The sequence below is a fragment of the Pantoea sp. USHLN256 genome, assembly GCF_037149875.1.
Classification (GTDB): Bacteria; Pseudomonadota; Gammaproteobacteria; order Enterobacterales; family Enterobacteriaceae; genus Pantoea; species Pantoea nemavictus.
Window position 1 is genome coordinate 676,259 of sequence record NZ_JBBCQO010000002.1, and the last position, 25,231, is coordinate 701,489.

The 25,231-nt window shown below is 53.0% G+C and carries 19 protein-coding genes; 8 read left to right on the forward strand and 11 right to left on the reverse strand.

Annotation, left to right across the window (positions count from 1 at the left end):
• Positions 1-5 precede the first annotated feature (5 nt).
• The 4 genes from WFL93_RS08005 to WFL93_RS08020 are packed head-to-tail and all read left to right on the forward strand — an operon-like array spanning position 6 to position 3,399.
• The gene (locus WFL93_RS08005; protein ID WP_336777799.1) at positions 6-743 is read left to right on the forward strand and encodes an amino acid ABC transporter permease; all 738 of its coding nucleotides are present in this window, start codon (positions 6-8) and stop codon (positions 741-743) included.
• On the forward strand, positions 740-1,384 hold the full coding sequence (locus tag WFL93_RS08010) for an amino acid ABC transporter permease (protein ID WP_336777800.1): 645 nt from the start codon (positions 740-742) through the stop codon (positions 1,382-1,384). Before WFL93_RS08005 ends, WFL93_RS08010 begins: the two co-directional genes overlap by 4 nt.
• Positions 1,381-2,118, forward strand: a complete 738-nt coding sequence (locus tag WFL93_RS08015; protein WP_180824117.1) for an amino acid ABC transporter ATP-binding protein — start codon at positions 1,381-1,383, stop codon at positions 2,116-2,118. The genes WFL93_RS08010 and WFL93_RS08015 overlap by 4 nt, the downstream gene beginning before the upstream one ends.
• A 9-nt stretch (positions 2,119-2,127) precedes the next feature.
• Positions 2,128-3,399 carry an alanine racemase gene (locus WFL93_RS08020; RefSeq protein WP_049853123.1) on the forward strand — a complete coding sequence of 424 codons (1,272 nt, stop codon included), beginning with the start codon at positions 2,128-2,130 and terminating at the stop codon, positions 3,397-3,399.
• 188 nt (positions 3,400-3,587) lie between these two features.
• On the opposite strand, the gene WFL93_RS08025 is transcribed toward WFL93_RS08020, so the two are convergent.
• Both WFL93_RS08025 and WFL93_RS08030 read right to left on the reverse strand, forming a co-directional pair.
• Positions 3,588-4,277 carry an aspartate/glutamate racemase family protein gene (locus WFL93_RS08025; protein WP_336777801.1) on the reverse strand — a complete coding sequence of 230 codons (690 nt, stop codon included), beginning with the start codon at positions 4,275-4,277 and terminating at the stop codon, positions 3,588-3,590.
• 15 nt (positions 4,278-4,292) lie between these two features.
• Positions 4,293-6,350, reverse strand: a complete 2,058-nt coding sequence (locus WFL93_RS08030) for an FUSC family protein (protein WP_336777802.1) — start codon at positions 6,348-6,350, stop codon at positions 4,293-4,295.
• Positions 6,351-6,614: 264 nt separating this feature from the next.
• Here WFL93_RS08030 and WFL93_RS08035 point away from each other — a divergent pair, with 264 nt between their 5' ends.
• Positions 6,615-7,562, forward strand: coding sequence for a sulfonate ABC transporter substrate-binding protein (locus WFL93_RS08035; protein WP_336777803.1), 948 nt, complete (start codon positions 6,615-6,617; stop codon positions 7,560-7,562).
• Positions 7,563-7,921: 359 nt separating this feature from the next.
• Here the strand turns inward: WFL93_RS08035 and WFL93_RS08040 are convergent, their stop codons facing one another.
• The 6 genes from WFL93_RS08040 to ssuD form a co-directional block, all read right to left on the reverse strand.
• Entirely contained in the window at positions 7,922-8,797 is an 876-nt protein-coding gene (locus WFL93_RS08040) for a MetQ/NlpA family ABC transporter substrate-binding protein (RefSeq protein WP_336777804.1), read from the reverse strand.
• Complete coding sequence (locus tag WFL93_RS08045) at positions 8,794-9,492, reverse strand: methionine ABC transporter permease (protein ID WP_049853116.1); 699 nt, start codon at positions 9,490-9,492, stop codon at positions 8,794-8,796. The genes WFL93_RS08040 and WFL93_RS08045 overlap by 4 nt, the downstream gene beginning before the upstream one ends.
• Positions 9,489-10,508: a methionine ABC transporter ATP-binding protein gene (locus WFL93_RS08050; RefSeq protein WP_336777805.1), complete on the reverse strand. Its 1,020-nt coding sequence runs from the start codon at positions 10,506-10,508 to the stop codon at positions 9,489-9,491. The genes WFL93_RS08045 and WFL93_RS08050 overlap by 4 nt, the downstream gene beginning before the upstream one ends.
• Positions 10,505-11,899 carry an LLM class flavin-dependent oxidoreductase gene (locus WFL93_RS08055; protein WP_336777806.1) on the reverse strand — a complete coding sequence of 465 codons (1,395 nt, stop codon included), beginning with the start codon at positions 11,897-11,899 and terminating at the stop codon, positions 10,505-10,507. Before WFL93_RS08055 ends, WFL93_RS08050 begins: the two co-directional genes overlap by 4 nt.
• Positions 11,900-11,973: 74 nt before the next feature.
• Positions 11,974-13,380: an FAD/NAD(P)-binding protein gene (locus tag WFL93_RS08060; RefSeq protein WP_336777807.1), complete on the reverse strand. Its 1,407-nt coding sequence runs from the start codon at positions 13,378-13,380 to the stop codon at positions 11,974-11,976.
• Positions 13,381-13,394: 14 nt separating this feature from the next.
• Positions 13,395-14,567 carry an FMNH2-dependent alkanesulfonate monooxygenase gene (ssuD, locus tag WFL93_RS08065; protein ID WP_007886124.1) on the reverse strand — a complete coding sequence of 391 codons (1,173 nt, stop codon included), beginning with the start codon at positions 14,565-14,567 and terminating at the stop codon, positions 13,395-13,397.
• Positions 14,568-14,841: 274 nt separating this feature from the next.
• On the opposite strand from ssuD, the gene WFL93_RS08070 reads away from it, so the two are divergent.
• Complete coding sequence (locus WFL93_RS08070; RefSeq protein ID WP_336777808.1) at positions 14,842-16,773, forward strand: sigma-54-dependent Fis family transcriptional regulator; 1,932 nt, start codon at positions 14,842-14,844, stop codon at positions 16,771-16,773.
• Between the two features lie 449 nt (positions 16,774-17,222).
• Here the strand turns inward: WFL93_RS08070 and WFL93_RS08075 are convergent, their stop codons facing one another.
• The 3 genes from WFL93_RS08075 to WFL93_RS08085 form a co-directional block, all read right to left on the reverse strand.
• The gene (locus WFL93_RS08075; RefSeq protein ID WP_336777809.1) at positions 17,223-18,194 is read right to left on the reverse strand and encodes a ParB family protein; all 972 of its coding nucleotides are present in this window, start codon (positions 18,192-18,194) and stop codon (positions 17,223-17,225) included.
• Positions 18,195-18,201: 7 nt separating this feature from the next.
• Positions 18,202-19,401 (reverse strand): AAA family ATPase, encoded by a 1,200-nt coding sequence (locus WFL93_RS08080; protein ID WP_336777810.1) that lies wholly within the window; start codon positions 19,399-19,401, stop codon positions 18,202-18,204.
• A 1,587-nt stretch (positions 19,402-20,988) separates the two neighbouring features.
• Positions 20,989-21,918: a RepB family plasmid replication initiator protein gene (locus tag WFL93_RS08085; RefSeq protein ID WP_007886110.1), complete on the reverse strand. Its 930-nt coding sequence runs from the start codon at positions 21,916-21,918 to the stop codon at positions 20,989-20,991.
• Positions 21,919-22,398: 480 nt separating this feature from the next.
• Between WFL93_RS08085 and WFL93_RS08090 the strand changes: the two genes are divergently transcribed.
• Both WFL93_RS08090 and WFL93_RS08095 read left to right on the forward strand, forming a co-directional pair.
• On the forward strand, positions 22,399-23,775 hold the full coding sequence (locus WFL93_RS08090) for an aldehyde dehydrogenase family protein (protein ID WP_336777811.1): 1,377 nt from the start codon (positions 22,399-22,401) through the stop codon (positions 23,773-23,775).
• Positions 23,776-23,946: 171 nt separating this feature from the next.
• The gene (locus WFL93_RS08095) at positions 23,947-25,221 is read left to right on the forward strand and encodes a nucleoside permease (protein WP_336777812.1); all 1,275 of its coding nucleotides are present in this window, start codon (positions 23,947-23,949) and stop codon (positions 25,219-25,221) included.
• Positions 25,222-25,231: the final 10 nt, after the last annotated feature.

The following is a 25,231-nucleotide window of genomic DNA, read 5'->3' on the forward strand; positions in this document are numbered from 1 at the left end:
GAACCATGAGCTATCAATGGCTAACCCTGTGGCGCTATGCCGACACCTTCCTCGAAGCCGCATGGCTGACCCTGCAGGTGACGCTGCTGGCGTTCGGGCTGGCGGTCGTACTCGGCTTGCTGTCTGCGCTGGCAAAATCGTCCCCGCTGGCGCCGCTGCGCTGGATCAGCCACTGCTATGTGGAGTTCATCCGTAATACACCGGTGCTATTGCAGATTTTCATCATCTTCTTTGGCCTGCCTTCGCTCGGCATCACCATGAGCGCCTTTACCGCAGGTGTACTGGCGCTGGGGATAAACGTCGGTGCGTATCTCTCCGAAACCTTCCGTGCGGGTATTCAGTCGGTGCCGAAAGGCCAGCTCGAAGCCGCATGGGTGCTGGGTATTCCGCGTCGTCAGGTGTTTCTCACCGTCGTGCTACCACAGGCGGCCCGCGCGGTGTGGCCGGCCATCATCAATAACCTGATTCAACTACTGCTCGGCACCTCACTTTTGTCAGCGATTGCGCTGCCAGAACTGACCGGCACCGCCACGGTAATCAACGCACGGACGCTGCTGTATATCCAAACCTTCAGCGTGGTTGCGCTGGTCTATCTGGCATTGAGTAATTTGTTCTCATGGTTGGGCACGGTTACAGGACGGCGCATGTTCCACCCGCCGCTGGTGACACCAGTAAAAAAGTCCGCCTGGTGGTGGGCAAGAAAATGGCTGACTAATCCGATGAAGCGGGAGAACGCGCTATGAATGACCTCATTTTCAGTTCGTTACCGATTCTGTTGAAAGGATTGGGTATCACGCTACTGCTGTCCTTCGCCGCAATTATTGGCAGTACGCTACTCGGCCTACTGGCTGCGGTGCTGCGCACCAGCCGCTTGCCGGTTGCCAAACAAATCGCTGTTATCTACACCGAACTGTTTCGCGGTACGCCGGTGCTGATCACACTGATGTTCATCTACTTCGGTGTGGCCTATTTTGGCTATGACATCAACCTGTTTGCCGCCGGGATTCTGGGCCTGAGCATCTATCAAGGCGCGTATATCGCCGAAGTATTTCGTGCCGGCATTGAAGCGGTGCCGAAAGGCCAGTGGGAAGTGTCATGGATTCTTGGGCTGTCAAAGCGCCAGACGTTTATCAACGTCATCCTGCCGCAAACGCGCGGCATCGTGCTGCCGCCGCTGGCGGGTCAATATCTTTCGCTGATTAAAGACACCTCGATTGTCAGCATGATCGGCATGTCCGAACTGATGCATCAGGGCCAGGCGATTGTCGATCGTATCGGCCAGCCGGTGGTGGTTTATGGCCTGGTGGCCCTGCTCTATTTCGCCGTCTGCTTCCCGCTTTCCCGTTGGGTTCAACATCATCAAACCAGGAGCCAAATTTCATGAGCAAATCCGCCATTACGCTGAGCCGGATCACCAAATCTTTTGGCTCAACCCAGGTATTGAAAGAGATCAGCCTTGATGTTTCGCCGGGAGAAGTGCTGGTGCTGATTGGCGCCTCTGGTTCCGGCAAAAGTACCGTGCTGCGCATTATGAGCGGGCTGGAAGTGGCCGACGGCGGCGAAGTTTGGGTTAACGCAGTGCCGCTGCACGAACGCAAGCGTGCCAGCGAAATCTGCGGTCACGTCGGCATGGTGTTCCAGCAGTTCAATCTCTTCCCGCATAAAACCGCGCTCGGCAACGTCACGCTGGCGCTGATCAAAGCGCAAAAGCTGTCAGAAGCCGAAGCCAACAAACGCGGTATGGCTGCGTTGACGCGCGTTGGGCTCGCTGAACGCGCACATCATTATCCGGCACAACTCTCCGGCGGGCAGCAGCAGCGCGTAGCGATTGCCCGCGCGCTGGCGGTGGAGCCGAAAATCATGTTCTTCGATGAAGCCACCTCGGCATTGGATCCGGAATTGGTGGGTGAAGTGATGGAAGTGATGCGCAGCCTGGCGCGCGAAGGCATGACGATGGTGGTGGTCACGCACGAAATGGGCTTTGCGCGTAAAACCGCCGACCGCGTGGTGTTTATGGATCAAGGCGTGATTGCTGAACAGGGTTCGCCCGAGCAGATTTTCGTTAATCCGCAGAATCCGCGCACCCAGCAGTTTTTGTCCCGCGTACTTGAGCATTAAGGAGGAGCTATGTCGATTCGTTTTCCACTGCAGGCAGAAGGTTTGCTCGATGCACAACAGCCCGCCCCCCGTTTTAAATCGGTAGCCGGCGCCGGCGATACGCCGCTGGCTCTCGGTACAGCGGTGCTGAGCAGCGATGCGGTATTTTCTCCGCTGATGATCATGAAGCAGTCAGCTCTGGAGAATAATCTGCGTCAGCTGGCGGCCTTCTGCCGCGAAAACGGTGTGCTGCTGGCTGCACACGGTAAGACCTCGATGTCTCCGGCCATTCTGCGCCGCGCTATCACCGAAGGCGGCGCCTGGGGTTTGGGGGCGGCAACGCCGGCGCAGGTGCGTGCACTGCGGCAGTTCGGCATTCGAAATGTGTTTCTTGCCAATCAATTGGTCGATCCGGCGGGCATTCGCTGGATCGCGCAGTGGCAACGGCAGCATCCCGATCACGGTTTCCTCTGCTACGTCGATTCACTGCAAGGCGTAAAACTGTTGGCACAACATCTTGGCGATAGCCAGATCTCGGTACTGCTGGAGATGTCAGTCAGCGGCGGGCGTACCGGTTGCCGTTCCCCGCAGGACGCGGTGGCGATCGCAAAAGCTATCGCCGCCTGCCCTGCGCTCAAGCTGGTTGGCGTAGCCGGTTATGAAGGCGCGCTGGGCGCAGGGCGCGATGCGGCAGGTATTCAGCGAGTCAAAGATTACTGCCAGATGATGATCGCTACTGCAGAACTGCTGGCCGAAAAGCAGCTATTTAGCAGCGATCATATTATTCTCAGCGCCGGTGGCGGTGCCTGGTTTGATGTGGTGACAGCGTGTTTTACTGCCGCCAAACTGCCGCTGCCGATGACGCCGCTGATTCGCTCCGGTGCTTATATGGCGCACGATAGCGGACTGTACGCACGCATTGCACCCTTTGCCCAGCCGGGCGCAAGCCATCATTTTGACGCTGCGCTCGAGATTTGGGGCCGCGTATTATCACGTCCCGAACCGGGATTAGCCTTCGTGGATTTTGGTCGTCGCGATGTGCCTTTCGACCAGGATTTACCCAATCCTTTATGGATCCGGAATGCCGATGGCAGTGCACCGCGCGCGGCGACTCACCTGCGCATCAGCGACGTTAACGATCAACACGCGTATTTACTGCTGCCAGACGACGAAAAGCTGCAAGTCGGCGATTGGGTAGGCTGCGGTATTTCGCATCCGTGCACTGCCTTCGATAAATGGCGCTATCTGCCGCTGGTGGATGATGATTATTGCGTCACAGATTCACTGGAAACAGCATTTTGAGGAGATTGATCGGTAGTTAACCAGGTCGCCATGAATCGCCTGCTACCGATCAGTGAAGCGCCGCATCAACACACCGCACATTGCGTAGCGGCGCGATTTATCGCGCAATGAATGGCGCCGCTACAATGTGTGCGCTCGGTAGGCGTTTTCATCTCTAACTGACAAGCATTACGCCATGAATGACGACCCTACGATAGCGCCAGCTTTACAGCATCTTCAGCATGAATCAACGTGGTATCAAACAACGGCACGCTGGCATCTTCGGGCTTCACCAACAGGGTGATTTCAGTGCATCCGAGAATGATGGCTTCGGCACCTTGCTCCACCAGCCCAGCGATAATCTCGCGATAACGCGCCCGCGATTCGTTGCGGATCACGCCAAGACACAGCTCCTGATAGATGATGTCGTGCACCACCTTGCGTTCTGCTGCTTCAGGCACCAACACCTCAATTCCCGACCGATGAAGCCGACCTTTGTAGAACTCCTGCTCCATGGTAAACGCTGTCGCCAGCAAACCCACCTTTTTCACACCAGCCTGCCGAATACGCTGCGCCGTAGCATCAGCGATATGCAGCAGCGGAATATTCACCGCATCTGTAATCTGCTGCGCCACTTTGTGCATAGTATTGGTGCAAAGCACGATGAAATCCGCCCCGCCCTTCTCAAGGCTGATGGCGGCAGCTGCCAGAATTTCACCCGCCTTTTGCCATTCACCCGCGGCCTGCAACTTTTCGATCTCATGGAAATCGACGCTGTACATCAGGCTGCGTGCAGAGTGCAAACCGCCCAACTGCTGTTTCACCTGTTCATTGATAATGCGGTAATAGAGCGCGGTAGATTCCCAGCTCATCCCGCCAATTAATCCGATCACTTTCATCTGCTTAACTCCGTTTTAAACATCCTGTTCAGCACTGTACGGGATTTCCGGCCAGCGCGCTGAGGGAAACAGCGATAGGCGGATATTGAACAGGTGGAACATCGGCGCAAACAGCGAATTCTCCTGCATTGCCGCCGCCTCCAGCCGCAGTAGCAGCGTATTCAATTCCGCCAGTAATTCTGGTTGTGGCACGCTTTGTAACGACTTCAGCCGACGTTTAAGAAACTGGCTTAATTCATGAAACATCGCCGCACTCTCAATGTGATGCGCAAGTAATAGCTCGCGATGACGTGTGTAATAGTCATAGCAGTTCGCGCCCAACCAGGCTTCAGCAATCAGATTGCCACCAGAGACCAGCTCCGGTACCGGATCGACACGTTTACGCGGCAGGATAATGTTGACCTTATCCAGCGTGCGCGAGACAAACTGCTGGCGCGCCGTCAGCGTGACGCTGTTCAGACGTACCGTGGCGATAAAGTGCAGCAGCTCGCGTATACCTTTGCGCACCGCGCGTTTAGCGGTCCACGACGGACGCTTGTTGCGGATCAGCGCCGTAATCACCACCGCGAAAGCAATGCCCACCAGCGTCGAGAGAATAGCGTTCACTATAAGCTGTAGATCGGGTTTGAAATTGTGGCTCATGCCAATTAAGCCTGGAATCTGCGTGGCGACAATCAAACCAATCAGGTTGGTCGACGGATTGGCGATTACCAAGCCCAGCGCCAGCAAACCCGGCGCAAGGCAGATCACCAGCGCTTCGAAGGTGACCGCCTGCGGAATCAGCAAGGTGATGTAGAGAAGGCTGATGACCACCGAGATCAACACGCCTTTTAGGAACAACTTCATCGGCGCAATCGGACTGTCCATTCCGGCAAAGAAGGAACAGAGCACGGCCGCCATCATCGGCGCGGTGGCACCATCAACCCAGCCGCTACCAATCCAGAATACGCAGGTCACAAACGTGGCGATAAAGGCGGTAAACGACGACAGCAACAGCAATCCTTTATCAACATGTTTGTGCGCACGCGCCATTTTTCCGGCTTTCACCGCTGGCGTCCACTCACTCACGCGCTCGCTGACGCTTTGATAGGCATCGACAATGCGCACGAAATTGAGCAAGCGTTCCAGCAAGCCCATCAGCAGAATGCTCTCTTCGCTGTTGAGCCTGCCCTGTTGCCAGGCCTGCTTCAGTTGTTGTTGCGCGCCAGTCAGCTTATCGCGCACCGGCAGCTGATCTTCGCCGTTCAGCCACAGCAAGAACTGCTGGAACACCTCGGCGATGTAGTCAGGAAAGTGGATTTGCTGCTGCGCCAGCAGATTCAGACGCGATTCAATCGCCGTCAGCGTGGGAATAAAATATGACAGGTGCTGATACTGTACGCTGACTAAGCGTACCAGCCGCCGCGCCGCATCGCCTTCATAGACGCAATGGGTAATTAACGTTTCGACATTCAGCGGATAGTTAGCCATCTGCACCAGAATATCCTCGCGCTCGACTGACTTATCGGCCGGCATCACCGTGACCAGTTCGCTGCACAGCTTGCGCGCGTTCTGATACCACAGGTTGACGCTCTGCTCTAACAGATTGCGCATCGAAACCGGCCAAAGCAGGCGATGGACCAGGCTGCTGCAAATGATCGCCACGGTAATCTCCTCAATGCGGGAAATCACCGTGTAGGTGATGGCCGAGGGCGACACCACGTCGGGAAAGCCCATGATCGCCGCGCTATAGCCTGCCAGCATAAACACATAGCTTTTCGGCGTGCGGTCGTGCAGTGAAAGATAGAGGCAAACCGCCACCCACAGCGAGATACACAGGCTAAATAGCAGCGGATCCTGCACCGTAGCGGGATAGATCAACAGGGTAAACAGCCCGCCCAGCACGGTGCCGAAAAAGCGGAAAATCGATTTCGATACTGTCGACCCCGAATAGAGCTGTGAGGCAACGTACACTGTAGTCAGTGACCAGGCCGGTTTATCGAGATTCAGTTCCAGAGCGATATAAAAAGCCAGAAAGGCTGCAAGACAGGTTTTGGCAGAGAACAGCACTGCGCTTCGTGAAAACCACTTCATAGAACAGGTAAGACCTTATGCAGGCAGCGGAATTACTTATCCTGACAGAAGCTTATCGCAATGGCATTTTGATTTGTTATACAAATTATTACCGTGCTAATTATGTGGGCATCTATGGAAATATCTGTGCCCTATTGCGTTGGATACTGATTACAGTGAATGATCTGGATCACATAAAAATCAGTTATAAGCGATCGAAATTAGTTATTTATTGGTTATATAAGGCCTTTGCTAAGGTGGCAAAAAAACCACGAGAGAATCATCATGAAAGTAAAACTTCCTGTCCTGAGTGCGTTAGCCCTCAGCGTTGGCCTGCTCTCCGCACACGCCTTTGCCGCTAACCCAGAAACCGTCACTATTGGCTATCAAAAAGCCAATATCTTTGCCTTGCTGAAATATCGCGGCACGCTGGATGAAACCTTTAAAAAAGAAGGCATCAACATTCGTTGGGTAGAATTCCCGGCGGGTCCGCAGATGCTGGAAGGATTAAACGTTGGCAGCATTGATTTGGCCGCTACCGGCGATGCCCCACCCGCTTTCGCTCAGGCAGCCAAAGCCGATTTAATCTATCTTGGCCATTCACCCGCCAACCCTAAAACCGAAGCCATTGTGGTGCCTAAAGATTCATCGATTAAAACCGTTGCCGATTTAAAAGGTAAACGTGTTGGCCTGAATAAAGGCTCCGACGTGAACTATCTGCTGGTGAAAGCATTAGAAGATGCTGGACTGAATTATAAGGATGTCACGCCAGTGTATCTGCCGCCGGCCGATGCCCGCGCGGCGTTTCAGAAAGGTGCGATTGATGCATGGGTAATCTGGGATCCGTACCTTGCAGAAGTAGAAGCGAACGCCGATGCGCGTGAAATCCGCAACGCCGAAGGGTTAGTCCCACATTACACCTTCTATCTTGCCAGCCGTCCGTTTGCCGAAGGCCATCCTGATACCGCGAAGCAAGTGGTGGATGAGCTCAGCAAACTCAGCGATTGGGCGAATAAGAATCAGGACGAAGCCGCTGCCATTCTATCGAAATCAACCGGCCTGGATAAAGCCATCTGGCAAACCACCATCAAACGTCTGCCTTACGGCGCATCACGCATGACACCGCAGGTGTTTGATGAGCAGCAGGCATTAGCCGATACCTTTACGCGTGTAGGTTTGTTGCCGGTAAAAGTGGATGTACGCAGCGCAACCTGGTCGCTGGATAAGAAGTAAGTCATCACAAACTAGCTGGTCGCCGTGCAGTTATTTGACGAGGGTTTCGTAGGGTGCGCATTTATGCGCACCCTACTTTTATGACGTGCAGCCACTGCCTGACGCCAGCGCGCTACACGTCACTGACCGAACGCACCGGTTCAGATAACGGAAAGGTGTTTTCTAAAGGAAGAGAACTCATAACGCCTCACGTTGTTGTTTTGTAGTGCAGGTGAGGTTGTTATAAGCGTTTAATTTGTAGAGCCAAAACAACATTTAGTGATATAAATTTACAAATATATCAATAACATAATTAAAATCAGGCAACAGGAAAACCCGGACGCGCATGGCGAGTCCGGGTGGTAGCAATAAGGGAAAAATTAGTCAGCAGAAACCGGCACCAGCACCCCTTTTACCAGCGGATCGTCGGTGGTCTTGAGCCATTGTTGAACGCGCGGATCGGAGAAAGCCTTTTTCAGTTTCTCGATATTTTCCTGCTCCAGATACGGCGTACCAATCACCAGCTGCGAAGCGAAAGTGCGCGGCGCAGGCGGGAAGAGAATACCTTTCTCGCGCGGTACCTTACCGGCATCGAACTGCGACACATAGCCAATCGCCGCATCTACCGAGTTCAGCGCGCGCGGCATAGTCAACAAATCCAGCTCTTTAAAGACAAAACCGTGTGGATTGCCGACGATATTCTTCAGCTTGGCGGTGCGCGGCTCCACGTTGGGATCGAGCGTGATTAAGCCCTGACGCGCCAGCAGCCATAATGCCTGGCCCTGATTAGCACCGTCATCCGGCACCACAACTGTCGCACCCTGCGGCAAATCGGCCACTGATTTGTAGCGATCGGAGTAAATACCAAACGCCCACTGGAACAGCGGTAATGCCGAAGTCAGCGCAAAGCCGTTGGCATCCACCACTTGCTTCAGCCACCACTGATGCTGATACACCGTGGCGGCATACTGCCCTTCCGCCACTGCACGGTCGGCCTGCACCGGATCCTGCACGCCAACGGCTTCAAGTTTTAGGCCGTAATCCGGCGCAATGTGCTCGCCAACGTATTCAATCAACTTCTGTTCGCCCGCCATTGCCGGCTCAAAATGCACTTTCAGCGTGCTGCCAAATACCACCGCCTGCGGCTGCTGGCTGCGCCAGAACCAACCGCCTGCCGCCAGTACAACGACCACTATAATCAGTAGCAGCCACGGCCAGCGCCGCGTTTTACGCAGTTCAAAATCTTGTGTTGTCATAACGAGGTCCCCTGAGGATGGCGTAATGCGGTAACCAGGCGGTCGCCGAGAAACTGGATGGTTTGAATTAAGGCGATCAGCACCACGATGGTGGCGATCATGATGTGGTTATCGAAGCGCTGATAGCCGTACACCACCGCCAGATAGCCAATACCGCCCGCGCCGATGGTACCGGCAATGGCGGAGTACTCAATCATGGAGATCAAATTGAGCGTCACCGCCGCGACAATCGCTGGTAGCGCTTCGCTGAGCTGTGCCGAACGGATGATTTGCCAGCGCGAACCGCCGCATACCAGGCCGACCGCAGTCACTTCGCCAGGCAATTCGCGCAGCGCGTTATCCACCAGACGACCAAAGAACGGAATGCCTGCGGCGATCATCGGCACTACCGCTGCCGGAATGCCGATGGTGGTTCCGGTCAGCCAGAAGGTGAACGGGATGATGGCGGCCATTAACACCAGAAAGGGCAGCGAGCGGCCCATGTTGACGATCCAACTGAGTACGCGATGAATGCCGCGATGTGGAAACAGACCGCGCGGCGAGGTGTTAAACAGCACCACGCCCACTACGCCGCCGAACGTCACCACGAACAGCATCACAATGGCGACCATCAGCGCCGTTTCACCGAGTGCGGGCAGCATCAATGCCGGGATTTCTGGCCACGGCGTATCCTGACTTATCACTGATACGCTCATACCGCTTCCCTCAGTGGTAACACGCTGCCCGAAACGCTGGCGATTAAGCCCAGTTGCTCTAATTGCGCCAGCAAACGCGCCAGAGGAACACGCTCATGCTGGAAGTGAATGCCCACCTGCAAGCGTCCGGCCTGCAGACCATTGACCTGCTCGACGTGCGCGCCGAGCAGGTCAATACGCAAACCCAACTGCTGGCTGAGGCGTGAGATCCAGTCACTGGCAACTGCCACATCGGTACGATAGCTAAGCTGTAGTATCAGCTCGGCGTCGCCCGCTTGCGGCGTCAGCGGGAACAGGCGCTGACCCAGCACAGAATCCGGCTGTGCCAGCAGCTCTTTCACCACGCCATACTGCACAATTTGGCCATCGCGAATTTCGGCGACCGCATCGGCTGCTTGTCTTACCGCGTCCATTTCATGGGTGATCAGGACAATCGCCAGCTTGTAGTCATCGCGCAGTCTTTTTAGCAGATCGAGGATGGTGACAGTGGCTTCAGGATCGAGGCCGGACGTGGCTTCATCGGCCAGCAACACCGAGGGACGCAACGCCAGCGCACGCGCAATGCCAATACGTTGACGTTGGCCGCCGGAGAGCTGACCGGGATAGGCTTTGGCTTTGTGGCTGAGGCCAACGCTCTCCAGCAGTTCATTCACGCGCGCTGTGATGTCGCGATCCACCACGCCGAGATAGTGCAGCGGCAGCGCGATGTTCTCCCACGCCGTTTTGCGTTGAAGCAGTGCGGAAGACTGGAACACCGTGCCGATTGAACGACGCGCCTGGCGCAACGCTTCGCCATCCAGCCGGGAGAGATCGCTGCCGTTAACGCGAATGCTGCCAGAACTCGGTTGCTCCAGCAGGCTGATGCATTTCGCCAGCGTCGATTTCCCTGCGCCGCTCGGCCCCACCACCGCAGTGATATTGGCCTGCGGTACTTGCAGGCTGATAGCTTTCAGCACCTCGGTCACACGGCCGTCCGGCGCGCGGTAGTGCTTGCTTAGCTGATCTATCTCGATCATGAAACCTCCTGCGGCGTGGAAGTTTTGACGCGGTAACCCGCGCCCGGATGCGGTGCCTGCAGCTGTGGACCGGCAGCAAATAACTTCTCGCGCAATGTGCCCTGCGCGTACTCTTTTTTGTAAACACCGCGCTTCTGCAGTTCCGGGATCAGCAGCTCAACCACATCTTCAAAGGTTTCGTGCGTCAAGGCGTAGGCGAAGTTGAAGCCATCGACGTCGGTATCCTCTATCCAGCCCTGCAACTCATCGGCGACGGTTTCTGCGCTGCCAACAATCAATGGGCCAAAGCCGCCGATGCCCACCCAATCCGCCAGCGCTTGCACCGTCCACTGGCGATCGGGATCGGCAGTGGAGAAGGTTTCAACCGCTGATTGGATGGCGTTGGTGTGGATGTATTTCAGTACCTGATCCGGCTGATACTGACCGAAGTCGATACCTGTCCAACCCGATACCAGCGCCAGCGCGCCTTCGTAGCTCACCCAGCTGGTGTACTCCTTCCACTTGGCCTGCGCCGCTAAGTCGGTTTCACCAACAATCACGGTTTGCAGATTGAAGATTTTAATACTGTAGGGATCGCGGCCAGCTTCCACCGCACGACGGCGAATATCGGCGACGGTTTTCTTCAGCAACACTTTCGACGGGGAAGCGACAAATACACATTCAGCGTGTTCTGCGGCAAACTGCTTACCACGGCTGGATGCACCAGCCTGGTACAACACGGGCGTCCGCTGCGGTGACGGTTCGCACAGATGAATGCCTGGCACGTTGAAGAAGGTACCCTGATGATTGATAGGATGGATTTTACGCGGGTCGCTGAAGATACGGCGTTCGCGGTCACGTAACACCGCATCCTGCTCCCAGCTGCCTTCGAGCAGCTTGTACACCACCTGCAGATACTCATCGGCATAATCGTAGCGGCTATCGTGATCGGTCTGCGCTTTGTGGCCAATATTGCGCGCACCGCTCTCCAGATAAGAGGTCACGATGTTCCAGCCAATGCGCCCTTTGGTCAGGTGATCGAGCGTGGATAAGCGGCGGGCAAATGGATAAGGATGTTCAAACGACAATGACGCCGTGAGACCAAAGCCGAGATGTTCGGTGACCAACGCCATCGGGGTGATGAGCGCCAGCGGATCATTAACCGGGACTTGCGTCGCCTGGCGAATGGCTGCATCGCCGTTGCCGTTCAGCACGTCGTAAACGCCGAGCACGTCTGCAATAAACAGACCGTCAAATTTGCCGCGCTCGAGCAGGCGCGCCAAATCCACCCAATATTCCAGATCTTTATACTGCCAGGAACGGTCACGCGGATGCGCCCACAGGCCCGGCGACTGGTGTCCGACACAGTTCATATCAAATGCATTCAAGCGAATTTCACGTTGCGATGGCATAGCAATCTCCATAGCGAGGCCGTGATCGTGTTACGACCCGGCGTTCGTCAGTTAATTTTTAGGATGTTGAGAGATTAAAGCGCTGAAGGGGGACATCGCTCGACCTGAGCGATTTGCAGTTCTTCTAAAATGTTTTTCGCCACATCGGCGGCGTGATCGGCGACCTGCGGCAAGCCCATCAGTTCACCGAAGCGTGCACGGGCCGCCGGACCCACGACCCACAGACGCGCGTTTACCTCGCCTGCGCGGTTGAGTGCCTGCGACTGACTGTCGACATCAATACCGAAGCCCAGCCGATCGGGGCGAATCAAACCCTGCTGGCTGAGCGATTGCAGCAAAGGTTGGCTGGCAGTTAGGGCTTCATGGCCGGGGCCGGTGGTGACGATCAGATGATCGAGAAGGTGCGTTTGGCGATCGCCCTCGCGTGTGCGGAGTGTAATCTCCAGCTGCTTACCGCGCGCGGCAATAGCGGCCAGGCGCGCAGCCTGCACGTTAAGGCTGCCTTGCTGCTGACGCTGGCGGATTACTGCGGAGACCTGCGGCGCGATACGGTAGCGATGCACATCCCACCACGAGCGCAAATGGCGGACAAAACGCTGCTGCTCGCGTAACGGCAGCGATTGCCAGATGTCCTGACCTTGCACACGCACCTGATCCAACACGCGCTGCCAGGGTAACTGTTGTTGCGCTGCACGCGCCACTTCCGCGCGGATATGACGGAGCCAGTGACGTGCGCTAGGCACATCCTGCGGAGCTAACGTCCATTCTGGCCAGTCACCGCTCAGGTTGTCACGCGAGAGCTGTCCACGGCGCGAGAAGGCGATAAGCGGACCACGATGCTGACGCGTTCCCAACGACGCCACCACGTCAGCCATACTTAAACCGGTGCCAATAATCGCTACCGATACCGCCGGATCGATGGCATCTAACACGCCATGCTGCCACGGATTGGCTATCAACGCCGGGTGCGCCGAAAAAGGCTGCAACGCACGCGGCAGCGACGGCGGCGGATGGCTGATTGCTAATGCCAGCACATCACCTCGCAGGGTTTCACCGTTGCTGAGCAACAACTGCTGCCCTTCCCAGGCAATCGCGCTGGCCTGAATGTGGCGCAACGTGATGTGCGGATGCGCTTGCGCTGCTGCCGCAAACTGCTCTGTCAGATAGCGACCAAACATCCCACGCTGCGGATAGACCGCGCCATCAGCGCAATGCGCTACTGAATCCAGTGAACATTCCGGCTGAGCGCGATACCAGCGATCAAAGGCGCCCTGCTCTTCACCACTCAACTGCATGCGTGAAGCAGGCACATTGATGCGGTGCGCAGGCTCCTGCGTGGAATAGGCAACGCCGCCGCCGAGATGATCGCGCGGTTCGACCACTGTAATCAGTAATTCGGATGACGAATAACGTGCGAGATGAATCGCCAACGCAGTACCGCTGAAGCCGCCACCCACAATGATTACCTGTGCCGTTGCCATCGCCTTCTCCTGCATTAGCTGGCGCTTGTCTGTTTTGACGGACGTTTGTCGCCACCAATGGTTTCACCAAACGGACCGGTATTAATGGTGCGTTCACGCTGCTGCTGACCGTTAGCCAGTGGCAACAACGGCAGCAGCAGTTCGGCTACGCGATGGGCCTCTTCCAGATGCGGATAACCCGAAAGAATGAAGTTAGTAACGCCTAAAGCCTGATATTCACGGATGCGCTCCGCCACCTGCTCTGGGCTGCCAACCAGTGCAGTTCCGGCACCACCGCGCACCAGCCCCACGCCCGCCCAGAGATTGGGGGAGATGTAGAGATTATCGCGCGAGCCGTTGTGCAAGGCACTCATACGCGCCTGACCGGCGGAATCCATACGCGCAAAGATTTTCTGCGCCTGCGCGATGGTCTCTTCATCAAGATGCGCAATCAGTTTATCAGCCGCCGCCTGAGCCTCTTCTTCAGTCTCACGCACAATCACGTGTAAGCGGATGCCATATTCTAGTTTTCGTCCACGCTGTTCAGCACGTGCACGCACCACTTCTAGCTTCTCAGCAACCTGGGCTGGCGGTTCGCCCCAGGTAAGATAGGTATCGATTTGCTCAGCCGCCACATCAATTGCCGCTTCAGAGGAGCCGCCGAAATAGAGCGGTGGGCCATTTTCCTGCACCGGCGGGAACAGCACTTCCGCCCCTTCCACATGAATATGCTTCCCTTCGTAGTCCACTTTCTCACCGCGCATCAGGCGACTGTAGACATCAAGGAACTCTTTGGTGACCTCATAACGTTCACTGTGGTTGAGGAAAATGCCGTCACCTTTGTTCTCAATCGGATCGCCTCCGGTCACCACGTTAATCAGCAGGCGGCCTTCGGATAGACGATCTAGCGTGGTTGCCATGCGCGCGGCGAGCGTTGGCGGCTGTAAGCCAGGACGCACCGCCACCAGATAACGCAAGCGGCGGGTGATAGGCGCTAAGGCCGATGCAACCAGCCACGAATCCTCGCAGCTTTTGCCGGTAGGAATTAACACGCCGTAGAAGCCGAGATTGTCGGCGGCCAGCGCCACTTGCTGTAAGTAGGGTAAATCGACCGGGCGTCCACCTTCAGTGGTGCCAAGATACCGTCCATCGCCGTGTGTCGGTAAAAACCAGAAGACATTAATTTTATCGTTCGCGGAATCGGCCATTATGCTTTTCCTATATAACTTTATTAATAAATGATTATTTTGAAGTGTTTATTTAGTTATATAGCTCTTAGCAGGAAGCGTGCCAGGTCACTTTTTCGTACGAATCGCCGTATATCAGGCTGTTAGCACTTAGACCCGATTTGATCACAGTCGCGTTTGCAACTCAGGCACAACAGCAATTGCTGCATATGCAACTGCTTATGCTTTTTTCATGGTGTTCTTAGTCTGCGAGAGCATTTAGCGTGGTGCTACGCTCGCTCAAGGATTTACTGCCATGTTAACGCCTTACGCCAACCTTAATGATTCTCCTCGCCTTGTCGATCCCGCTTCTCTGGCGTTCCAGTCGCTGCTGGATAAATTCGCCCCGACTGATGCCACAGTGCTGATTGTCGGCGAGACGGGAACTGGCAAAGAAGTGGTCGCGCGCTATCTTCACCATCACAGTCAGCGACGTCATGGCCCTTTTCTGGCCGTCAACTGCGGAGCACTGACCGAAAGCCTGGCTGAAGCCGAACTGTTTGGCCATGAGAAAGGCGCGTTTACCGGCGCGACTCAATCACATCCCGGCTGGTTCGAATCAGCGCAAGGCGGCACCTTGTTGCTGGATGAAATTGGAGAGCTGAGTCCATCGCTGCAAGTTAAATTGCTGCGCGTTTTACAGGAGCGTGAGATTACGCGAGTGGGTTCGCGCAAACCGATTAAGGTGGATGTGCGCGTGATTGCTGCCACGCATGTGGATCTGGCTCAGGCGATACGCGAGCGACGCTTCCGCGAAGATCTGTTTTATCGGTTAAATATTGCCGTGGTTCCTTTGCCGCCTTTGCGCCAGCGGCGTGACGATATTCCGCTGCTGGCACAACATTTCCTCGCCCTCTACGCACGAAGGCTGGGACGTCCCGCACGTCGACTCTCGCCTGATGCACTTGAAGCGCTGCTTGAGTACAGCTGGCCGGGCAATATCCGTGAACTGGAAAATACGCTACACAATGCCGTATTGCTTAGCCGCGAAGAAACGCTGACGCCAGCGCAACTGCGACTTGCTGGTTACAGTGAACGCGGCTTCAACGACACCACAGATTCCACACTCGACAGCTTTCTCAAGCAGCAGCTAAGTAATCAACCACTGCAGCTGTTTGACCGGGTCATCAACAGCCTGATTAATAATGCGCTGGAGATGACCGAACAGAATCAAACCCAGGCCGCTACGCTGCTGGGTATTAGTCGGCATACGTTACGTACGCATCTGGCAAATCAGGGTGTGATTAAAGGACGCCGCAAGGTCACGCTATCACCAACTGTGTCTGATCCGCAGGGCACGCAAGAGCGTGAACTACGTATTGGTTATCAGAAGTTCGGTAATCTTGGCGTGTTGAAAGCACGCCAGAGCCTTGAACACGGCTTTGCTCAGCAGGGCATTAATGTGGTGTGGAGTGAATTCCCGGCAGGGCCGCAACTGCTGTACGCGCTGCAAAATAATGAGATTGATTTTGGCACCACTGGCGAAGTGCCGCCGATCTTCGCACAGGCCAACGGTAGCACCGTGACCTATATCGCCTGGGAACCCCCGGCGCCAAGCAGCGTTGGCATTGTGGTGCCACAAGATAGTGATATTCGCAGCGTCAGTGATTTACGCGGCAAACGCATTTCGGTTAATAAAGGTTCCAACGTTCACTGGTTATTGCTGCAATTACTGGAGGAGGCGGGAATCGGTCTTGAGGAACTCAAAGTGGTTTACACTCCGCCAAAGTATCCCTTAACGGCCAGTGATTATCTGTCAGTTGATGCGTGGATGATGTGGGATCCGCTGCTTAGCGCGGCCGAAAGCAATCCAGCACTGCGCATTTTAGTGAATGGTGAAGGGCGCGTGCGTAATCATCAGTTCTACCTGGCGCGACGTGATTACGTTGAGCAGCATGATGATATTCTCAGGCAGCTGGTTGAAACTTTGCAACAGACGGGATTATTTATTGATAGTCATCGTCACGAAGCTTCCGCTTTATTGGCGCTTGAACTAGGGATGGAAATCGCATCGGTTGAACGTGCACTGACGCGCCGCAGTCATAAAACCCGCGCCATGGCATTTGAAGTGATTAAAGAGCAGCAAATTATTGCTGACCGATTTTATGCGTTGGGGCTGATTAATAAACCTGTTCGCGTGCGTGATGCAATCTGGCAGTTTTCATCAGCGTTATCACTGGTTGAGTAATTCTCACGGTTAAAGTTATCCACGCTTTCTGTGGATAAAGCATTGAATATCATCTGGCTAAACGTGACTCGGAAACGAGATTTCAGGCTAAATAAGCGTTATAAGCTGGCGATTTCACCCTGAAATTATTTATAAAAACCCTTTACATTCATATATATAACATTGAAATCCATTGGGCGAATAGCTGAAATTTCACCCTTCTTACCGATAATTATCTCTTCTTAAACTGGCTGCTGTTGTTTGAGCATGCAGCTGGTCAAATAGCCTGCAGTTAGTTAATAAGTACTGGTTAATTGGTTTGGGTAGCCGACAATGATTGGCTTGGAATAGCGGCGATTTCAGCCTGAAATTTCGTTGGCGACAACCTATTTTTCATACAGTTAGCGATGAAATCGGACTGGCGAAGGAAAGAGAAGGGCAAAAAAAACCGCCCGAGGGCGGCATTGCGATTATTGATTTAAATATTTGTTGAGCGTCTCGTTGATTACCCTGTCCAGCTCTTCCTGTAGCTCTTTCGACTGACGATTAAACTCATAGCTAAACATACGTCCACGCGTTTTCTTCCGCGCAAAGCGATCTTTGTCTGCAAAGCTCCACAGCGGAGTTGCGATGGTTTTGTCTTTGGTCGGCGATTGAATCAGCGTCTGGCTGCCGTTGCGCACCAGACGCAGAATGCCATTCTTCACTTCATCTTCTGCCAATCCATCGCGAGCGCATACGGTATCGACATCCATACTAATGGTATCGATCAACGCATCAACCGTTTGGCCGGTTTCCTGCAGTTTTTCGTAGGCCTGCAGCAGCGTTTTGTAATCTGGATAGGTTAATTCAGAGTGATTGGGGAATAACGTTACCAGCTCTAGCGGTACGCTGGCGGCCTGCAAAGCACGCGTCACTTTAGCCTGCGAAAGACCTTCGCTCTGCGCTATTTCCTTTTGCGACAAGCCACCGTCTTTCAGTGCCAGTAGACGCATGCCCACTTCGCGCAGATTATGCTCTCGCGCGGTTTGAATATCCTGAGCCAATCGGCGCGCTTCATCAGCGGTAATAGCGACTTCGGTGACCAACACATCAAGCCCGGTTTTGCAGTGCAGCGCCGCAGCACGACGACGGGAGCCGTCAAGGATTTCAATGCGGTCATCGCGCTTCACGCCAATTGCCGGGAAAAATTGCTGCAGTTTGATGGTGCGGATAATGTCGCGCAATGATTCCGGCGTCAGTCCTGACTGATCACGACCATTGGTTTCCATCTTGACGAAGGTTTTCTCTTCTATTTCCTTCGCCGTGATGTGTTCAAGCGTGAACAGCGCGCGCTTGCCGGTTGAAAGGATGAAGGTCTGAGAATGGCTATCCGCGCTCTCCTCAGTTTGCAAAGGTGTCTGGCTGAAGGTTCGGCCAATAGTGATTCTTTTTGCGCTCATAATAACCTCAGTTCAGGCGAATGAATTCAATACGATCAAATACGGCTTTGGCGAAATCTTCCGCCGCTGAACGCGCATTTTTTAAGGCCTCGGTGCTGCCCACATAGGTTGAGGGATTGGCTGAGATTACCGTGTCAAACGACTCACCACAGCGCTCAAAGCCATCCAGACGCGGTAACGCAGCATCCAGCATATCGCCGCCAAAAATCTCTTTTGCCAGGCTGTGGCACAGTTTGTGGTCGGCTTTATTGGAGAGCTTTGACATAAAACCGATATTGCCCTGTAAGCGGCAGGTTGCGCCTGACTCTTCAATGATGCCAATCAGCTCCGGCAAACGCGTCAGATACTTTAACGTGGAGTGGAAATCCACCTGCGCGGGGGGCACTGGCGTCATCAGCAGGTCTGAAGCGGCAATAGCGTTCTTCAGGAAGGCATCCAGATGTGGGCCGCTGTCGATAAAGATGAAGTCATAATCTTTCTTCAGCTTGGCCACCACATTTTCATACAGGACCGCGTGAATATTCTGCTCCGGCAAGTGGGCAGCACAAAGCTCTTCCCAGCGTGAGGCAATAAAGGCGTCATCAATCGAAGCCGGCAGCACATCGACGCCGGGAATAATCGACGAAACGATAAACTCATTGAGCAATTCTTCACGGCTGACGTTTTGCAGCATAGCCTGGGCGGCTGTCGCTTCCACTAATCCCACTGAACGCTGATGATTCAGGAACATGGTGGCTGAAGATTGCGGGTCAAGATCGATGACCAGAATACGCAAATCTTCAAACAGCAAATGAGGATGCGCACGCAAAGCATGGGCAAGCGAGACAGTGGATACCGTTTTCGACACGCCGCCTTTAAGATTACCCACAAACAGGGTGAACGCTTCAGCGTGGCGGTCGCGATACTTAGGTACGCCGCGGTGGTGGTAGATGTCGATGATGTTCTGAATCGACATCGCATACTTGGTAGAGCTACCCGCCGCGCGTTTATCGAATGGATAGCCGTTTTCTTCCATTTCATTCACCGCATAATCAACGCTCGCACGCGTCAATTTAGGCAGTTTGGCTAACGCCGCTTTCGCGTAAACCTGATAAAACGTGTTTTCACGCAACTCTTCTTTCTGTGCCTGAATCTGTTCGGTCAGGCTCATTAGCATGCGCTCTGAACGTTGTGCGACTTTCAGAACCTGCTTCTCATCGTTAGCCATACTTGCTCCACACATGTAGGATTTATGACTTTATACATAAATCCTGCACATGAGGCAAATATATCTCTTCTACACAGGAACAATATGTTCTGCGAAATCACCTTGATTAAGATGGGCTTATCGCAAACGTTCACTGTAATCAGTGATCACGTTTTAATCTTTCAGGTTATTTCGCTCAGAAATGAATCGCTCGTTCTTTCTTCGTTACGTAAAGATTCACTGTAATCAGCAACTGGGTTCTTACTTTTGCTGCTTTAAAGAAAAGGCAGAGGAGGGCGATTACGACTGAAATAGGCCAATCATTCACTGTAATCAGCAGAGGTTATCAGTTGAAAGCTAACGTTCACTGCAATCAGTAAAAGGTTCACTGTAATCAGTAACCCTCCGATAAAGATTCACTGTAATCAGGGGACCTCATTTGTTCTTTCCGTTCTGGAACATACGCTACGGTTTAACCTTGACCAACCGAGCGTTCACTGTAATCAGCACATTTGGATGGTAACGACCTAACGGCAATAAACATTCACTGTAATCAGCAAAATGGCTTGAGCTCCATTCCAGCAAACGTTCACTGTAATCAGTGGATAACCAAGTGGCTTGGTTTAACGTTCACTGTAATCAGTAACCCAAATCGGAAAGATGAGCTGGGCATTCACTGTAATCAGTAAATGTTATGACGCGAAGAAGAACATTCACTGTAATCAGTAGGGCATCTTCTGGCAGTCTAAATCAGAGAATGTAATGCCCGGAAAAAGGATGCTGATACCGTGCGCGCGTTGAGTTAAACATTCACTGTAATCAGTACGCACTTCACTTTCATTCGGTCGGATTAACTCGGGGTTTTGGTATTGGTGTTCACTGTAATCAGTAAACTTACCACGAGAAACTCAGCCGGGAACGTTCACTGTATTCAGTAAAACGGATGCATTTCCGATGATGGTTATTTTGCTTCAAATCCGGACAGGGCAGGGGAGGAGAGACAAACATTCACTGTAATCAGTGGCGGCGTGACGTTGTTTTAAGATGACACTTTAGTCCTTAATAGAGTGCTTCAACTATGTTCACTGTAATAAGCAGATGAGCTCAACGTTCACTGTAATCAGTGTTGTGACCAACCCTGTCACTTTTACTGTTCGTATCAACAGGATAAATGCTGATTACAATGAACGCTGACAACAAAAGCAATAAAACCGTAATCTTTTCAAAAATTTACACCTAAACATTCACTGTAATCAGGAATACTTTAAGTCTACGTCATTCACTGCAATCAGTAGAGCTACTCGTGGTATTTGACGTTCACTGTGAACAGTAGAATAAGGATATAAGCCTGTATGACGTGATGCAGAACCGCCCTTGTAAGTACTCACTATCACTAATCATCAGTGAAAACGTGGATTCGTTGAAATGATATTCTTACGATGAATGGCATTTGGCAATGAGTTGCTGATTACAGTGAACACTACTGATTACAGTGAATGCCGCGAGGATTGCTGATTACAGTGAACGAAGGGGAAAAAGCAGGTGTCACTTTTGCTCAAAAAGTGACACCGCTGATAGGCGATTACTGATTACAGTGAACAGAGCGCATCACTCTTCAAACTCGATATCTTCCAGCGAATCGATACTTTCAAGATTGCTAATGCCATCAAGTTTTGGTGTTCTGCTATGAATGATAAAAAACACCGAGCGGCCACGTTTCACTTCCGAGTAGTCGAGATAGCCAATCTCTTTCAGTTGCTCCATTGCACGTCGAACCACGTGATTCTGCGTTGTAGTCTTTGAACCAAGATTGAGTCGCATACGTAAACGAGCAAGTGAAATCGGCGCGGGGTTCGTCGGCAGACTTTCAAGATAGGTGTATAACGCTTGCGCCGACTCTTTACGTTTGAGGCGTGAAATCGCACGCAGCTGTAACAACACCTTGTGGTCAAAATTATACAGTTCAAATAACTTTGGATCGGCTTGGATTCGCACCAGATCCTTCTCACGATCGTAATACGCCGATTGCACAAGGTGAGTGTGATAGGCTTTGCCATTACCTTCAAAGGACAACGTGTTGGTTGCGATGCGTCGCAAAGAAGCATCTAAACGCTTACGTAGCGCTGCTGACGAGTTCGCTGACGGGATCCCGCACATCTTAACGAAATCGATGAACGGCAGCGTCACGGTATCGCCCTTTGAGGGATAACGCGAGAAAGACTGAATGATGCCAGCCCAGGTTTTGAAATCATTATCCATATCCAGCCTTGCGCCGGTAATGGTAATCTTTTCATAGCCTTCAGACTTCACCAGTGAAAGGTTTTTCAACTCTTTTGTCGCATCTGTCGATGCCATCGCACCGGACTTACCGCGCGCAGTTGATTTCAATGTAGGAACAAACAGACCTAGGCGCATCAAAGCGACCGGTTGTACGGTGTTATTTTTATTTGGGTGCAGTTGAATAACTTCACCACTGTTTTTTGTCACCGACAGAAAAGGCTCGAGTAACGCCTTGTTTTCACTCTCTTTATCTGCCATAGCCTGAGATCTTCATTCTGTGGATGAAAAGGGTCGTTTTCTGATTACAGTGAACATTAACACTGTTTATAGTGAACATTCTACTCTCTATAGTGAATAAACTACTGACTACAGTGGACACTTTACTCATTATAGTGAACGTGATCACCTTCTAAGGCCTTGTGGGGTGCGGCCTGCGACGATCGGGGATCTCTTAGGATCTCTTTAAGATCTCTATATGATCTTTCTTTAAGATCTATTCACTGTATAACTGAACAACATCAGTTCTGAAGCGGCTTGCACCCCTTAAAACACCTAAAACACCTTCATCGCGTCAACATACCTTTCGATCCCTTAAAACCATCAGTTCCTGGCAAGGAAGATCCTCCCACTTCTCCTGATATGAACAACTTCCTCATTATTATTCATTTTAAAGAAACTTCTGCCGAGCGTAAGGTAAACACCATTGAGCATCACTTCACTAAGGCAGAGGACATTTCCATGACTGACAACGTTATTTCTCGCAATCCCACCAACGGCGAAATCATTGCGACCTATCCGCTGCAAAGCCCAGCTCAGCTTCAGTCTGCACTGCAAGAAAGCGCAAATGCATTCGCTGAATGGCGTTACACCGCAATGCCACAACGTGTAAAAGTATTGCGTCAGCTGTCAGAGCAAATTCGTCAGCGTCAGGATGAGCTGGCAACAATGGCCACACTGGAAATGGGCAAGCCCATCGCTCAGGCGCGCGCTGAAGTTCTTAAGTGCGCCAACCTTTGTGACTGGTACGCAGAGCATGGTCCCGCGATCCTCGCCGACAAACCGACGCTGGTAGAAAATCAGCAGGCATGGCAGTCATTTCGACCGCTAGGTGTGATCCTCGCAGTCATGCCGTGGAACTTCCCTTATTGGCAAGTGCTGCGTGGCGCAGTGAGCATGCTGCTGGCTGGTAATACCTATGTGCTAAAACATGCGCCAAGCGTCATGGGATCAGCGAATCTGATGACTTCACTGTTTGATGCGACCGATCTGCCAAAAGGTGGATTCACCGTAATTAACGTCGACAACGATGGCGTCTCAGCCGCGATTAAGGATCCGCGCATTGCCGCGGTAGCGGTCACCGGCAGCGTACGTGCTGGTGGCGCAATTGCAGCACAAGCCGGTGCGGTACTAAAGAAAACGGTATTAGAGTTGGGCGGCGCGGATCCTTTCATTGTACTGGCAGATGCAGACCTCGATGCTGCAGTGGCCTCAGCGGTCACAGGACGCTACCAGAACACCGGACAGGTCTGCATGGCAGCCAAGCGCTTCATCATTGAAGAAAGCGTCGCAGAAGCGTTTGAGGCGCGTTTCAGCGCAGCGGTTCAGGCACTGAAGATCGGCGATCCTTTAGATGAAGAAACCTACATCGGACCAATGGCGCGTTACGATCTACGCGATGAACTTGATAATCAGGTTCAGCAAACCATCAGAGAAGGTGCGCGTTTAGTGTTAGGTGGTCATAAGATCGATGGCGTTGGTAACTATTACGCTCCAACGATCCTTGCAGATGTCACGCCAGCCATGACCGCTTTCCAGCAGGAAATTTTTGGCCCAGTTGCCGCGATTACCGTAGCGCGAGATGCGCAGCACGCGCTTGAACTGGCCAACGACAGCGAATTCGGCCTGAGCGCCACGGTGTGGAGTAGTAATGAAGCCGTTGCCAATGAACTGGCAGAAAAGCTGGAAACTGGCGCGGTCTTCATCAACGGCAATGGCGCATCAGATCCGCGTGTCGCTATTGGTGGCGTGAAGAAAAGCGGCTATGGCCGTGAGCTCTCAAGTTTTGGTGTCCATGAGTTCTGTAACATTCAAACCGTGTGGAAAAACCGCCGTTAATTCTCCAGGGGCGCGTAAACCGCGCCCTTACTCCTGCCTGCATCCCCGCCTAAGACCGTTACACAACCGTTAAAATGTTGTGGACCAGTTCAAAATATCCACCAGTGGTATTATAAAGGTATTACATCTGGTGTTAGATTTGCCCCACCTACACCGGGGAGTCCAATTTAAATGAAAACAACAATCCCAAAACTGTCATTCATGATGTTTTTAGAGTGGTTTATCTGGGGCGCATGGTTTGTGCCGCTCTGGGCATTTCTCAGCAAAAACGGCTTCTCGCCGGTTGAGATCGCCTGGTGCTACGCCTGCACCTCAATAGCCGCCATCCTGTCACCGATCCTGGTAGGATCGCTGGCCGATCGCTTCTTCCAGGCACAGAAAGTACTGTCGCTACTGACCATCGTCGGATCTATTCTGATGTTTCTTGCCGCCCAGCAAACGCATTTCAGCGGCTTCTTCCCTTTGCTGTTGCTGTATGCACTCACTTATATGCCAACCATTGCGCTCACCAACAGCATCGCCTTTTCGCATGTCGCTGATGTGGAGCGTGATTATCCGCGCATTCGTGTGATGGGGACGATTGGCTGGATCGCGTCTGGCATCGTTTGCGGTTTTCTGCCGCCGCTGCTGGGATATGGCGATATCTCCGCAAGTAATGTGCCGCTATTGATCACCGCCGCCAGCTCACTGTTACTGGGCATTTATGCGCTGACACTGCCCGCAACGGAGCCGAAAAGTAGCGGTAAATTCAGCCTGCGCGTAGCGCTTGGCCTGGATGCGTTGCATTTGCTCAAAGATCGTAGCTTCCTCGTCTTCTTCATCTGTTCGTTCCTGTTCAGCATGCCGCTGGCGTTCTACTACATCTTTGCTGAAGGCTATCTGACCGAAGTCGGCTTGCCGCACGCGACCGGCTGGATGACGCTTGGACAGGTATCTGAAATCTTCTTCCTGCTGGCGCTGCCCTTCTTCATTAAGCGCTTTGGCATCGGCAAAGTGCTGCTGCTGGGGTTAACCACCGCTGCACTGCGCTATGTGTTCTTTGTGTTCGGCGGCGATCAAAACATGCTGACTTACGGTTTGCTGTTTATGGGCATTCTGCTGCATGGCGTCAGCTACGATTTCTACTTCATTACTGCCTATATCTACGTTGATAAGAAAGCGCCCGTGGCGATGCGCAATGCCGCGCAAGGTTTGATAACGCTCGCCTGCCAGGGCATCGGCAGCCTGCTCGGTTATCGTCTTGGCGGCTATCTGATGCAGGAAATGTTCGCCTATGACCAGCCGCGCAATGGCCAGACGTTCAACTGGGCGGGCATGTGGATGTTTGGCAGCGTGATGATTGTGATAATCACCATCGCCTTTATTGTGCTGTTCCGCGACGGCAAAAAACGCAGCGATGAACTGACCGCTTTTGATAACTCAGCAACTGCTGAAAGCCATAAATAAGAGATTTCAC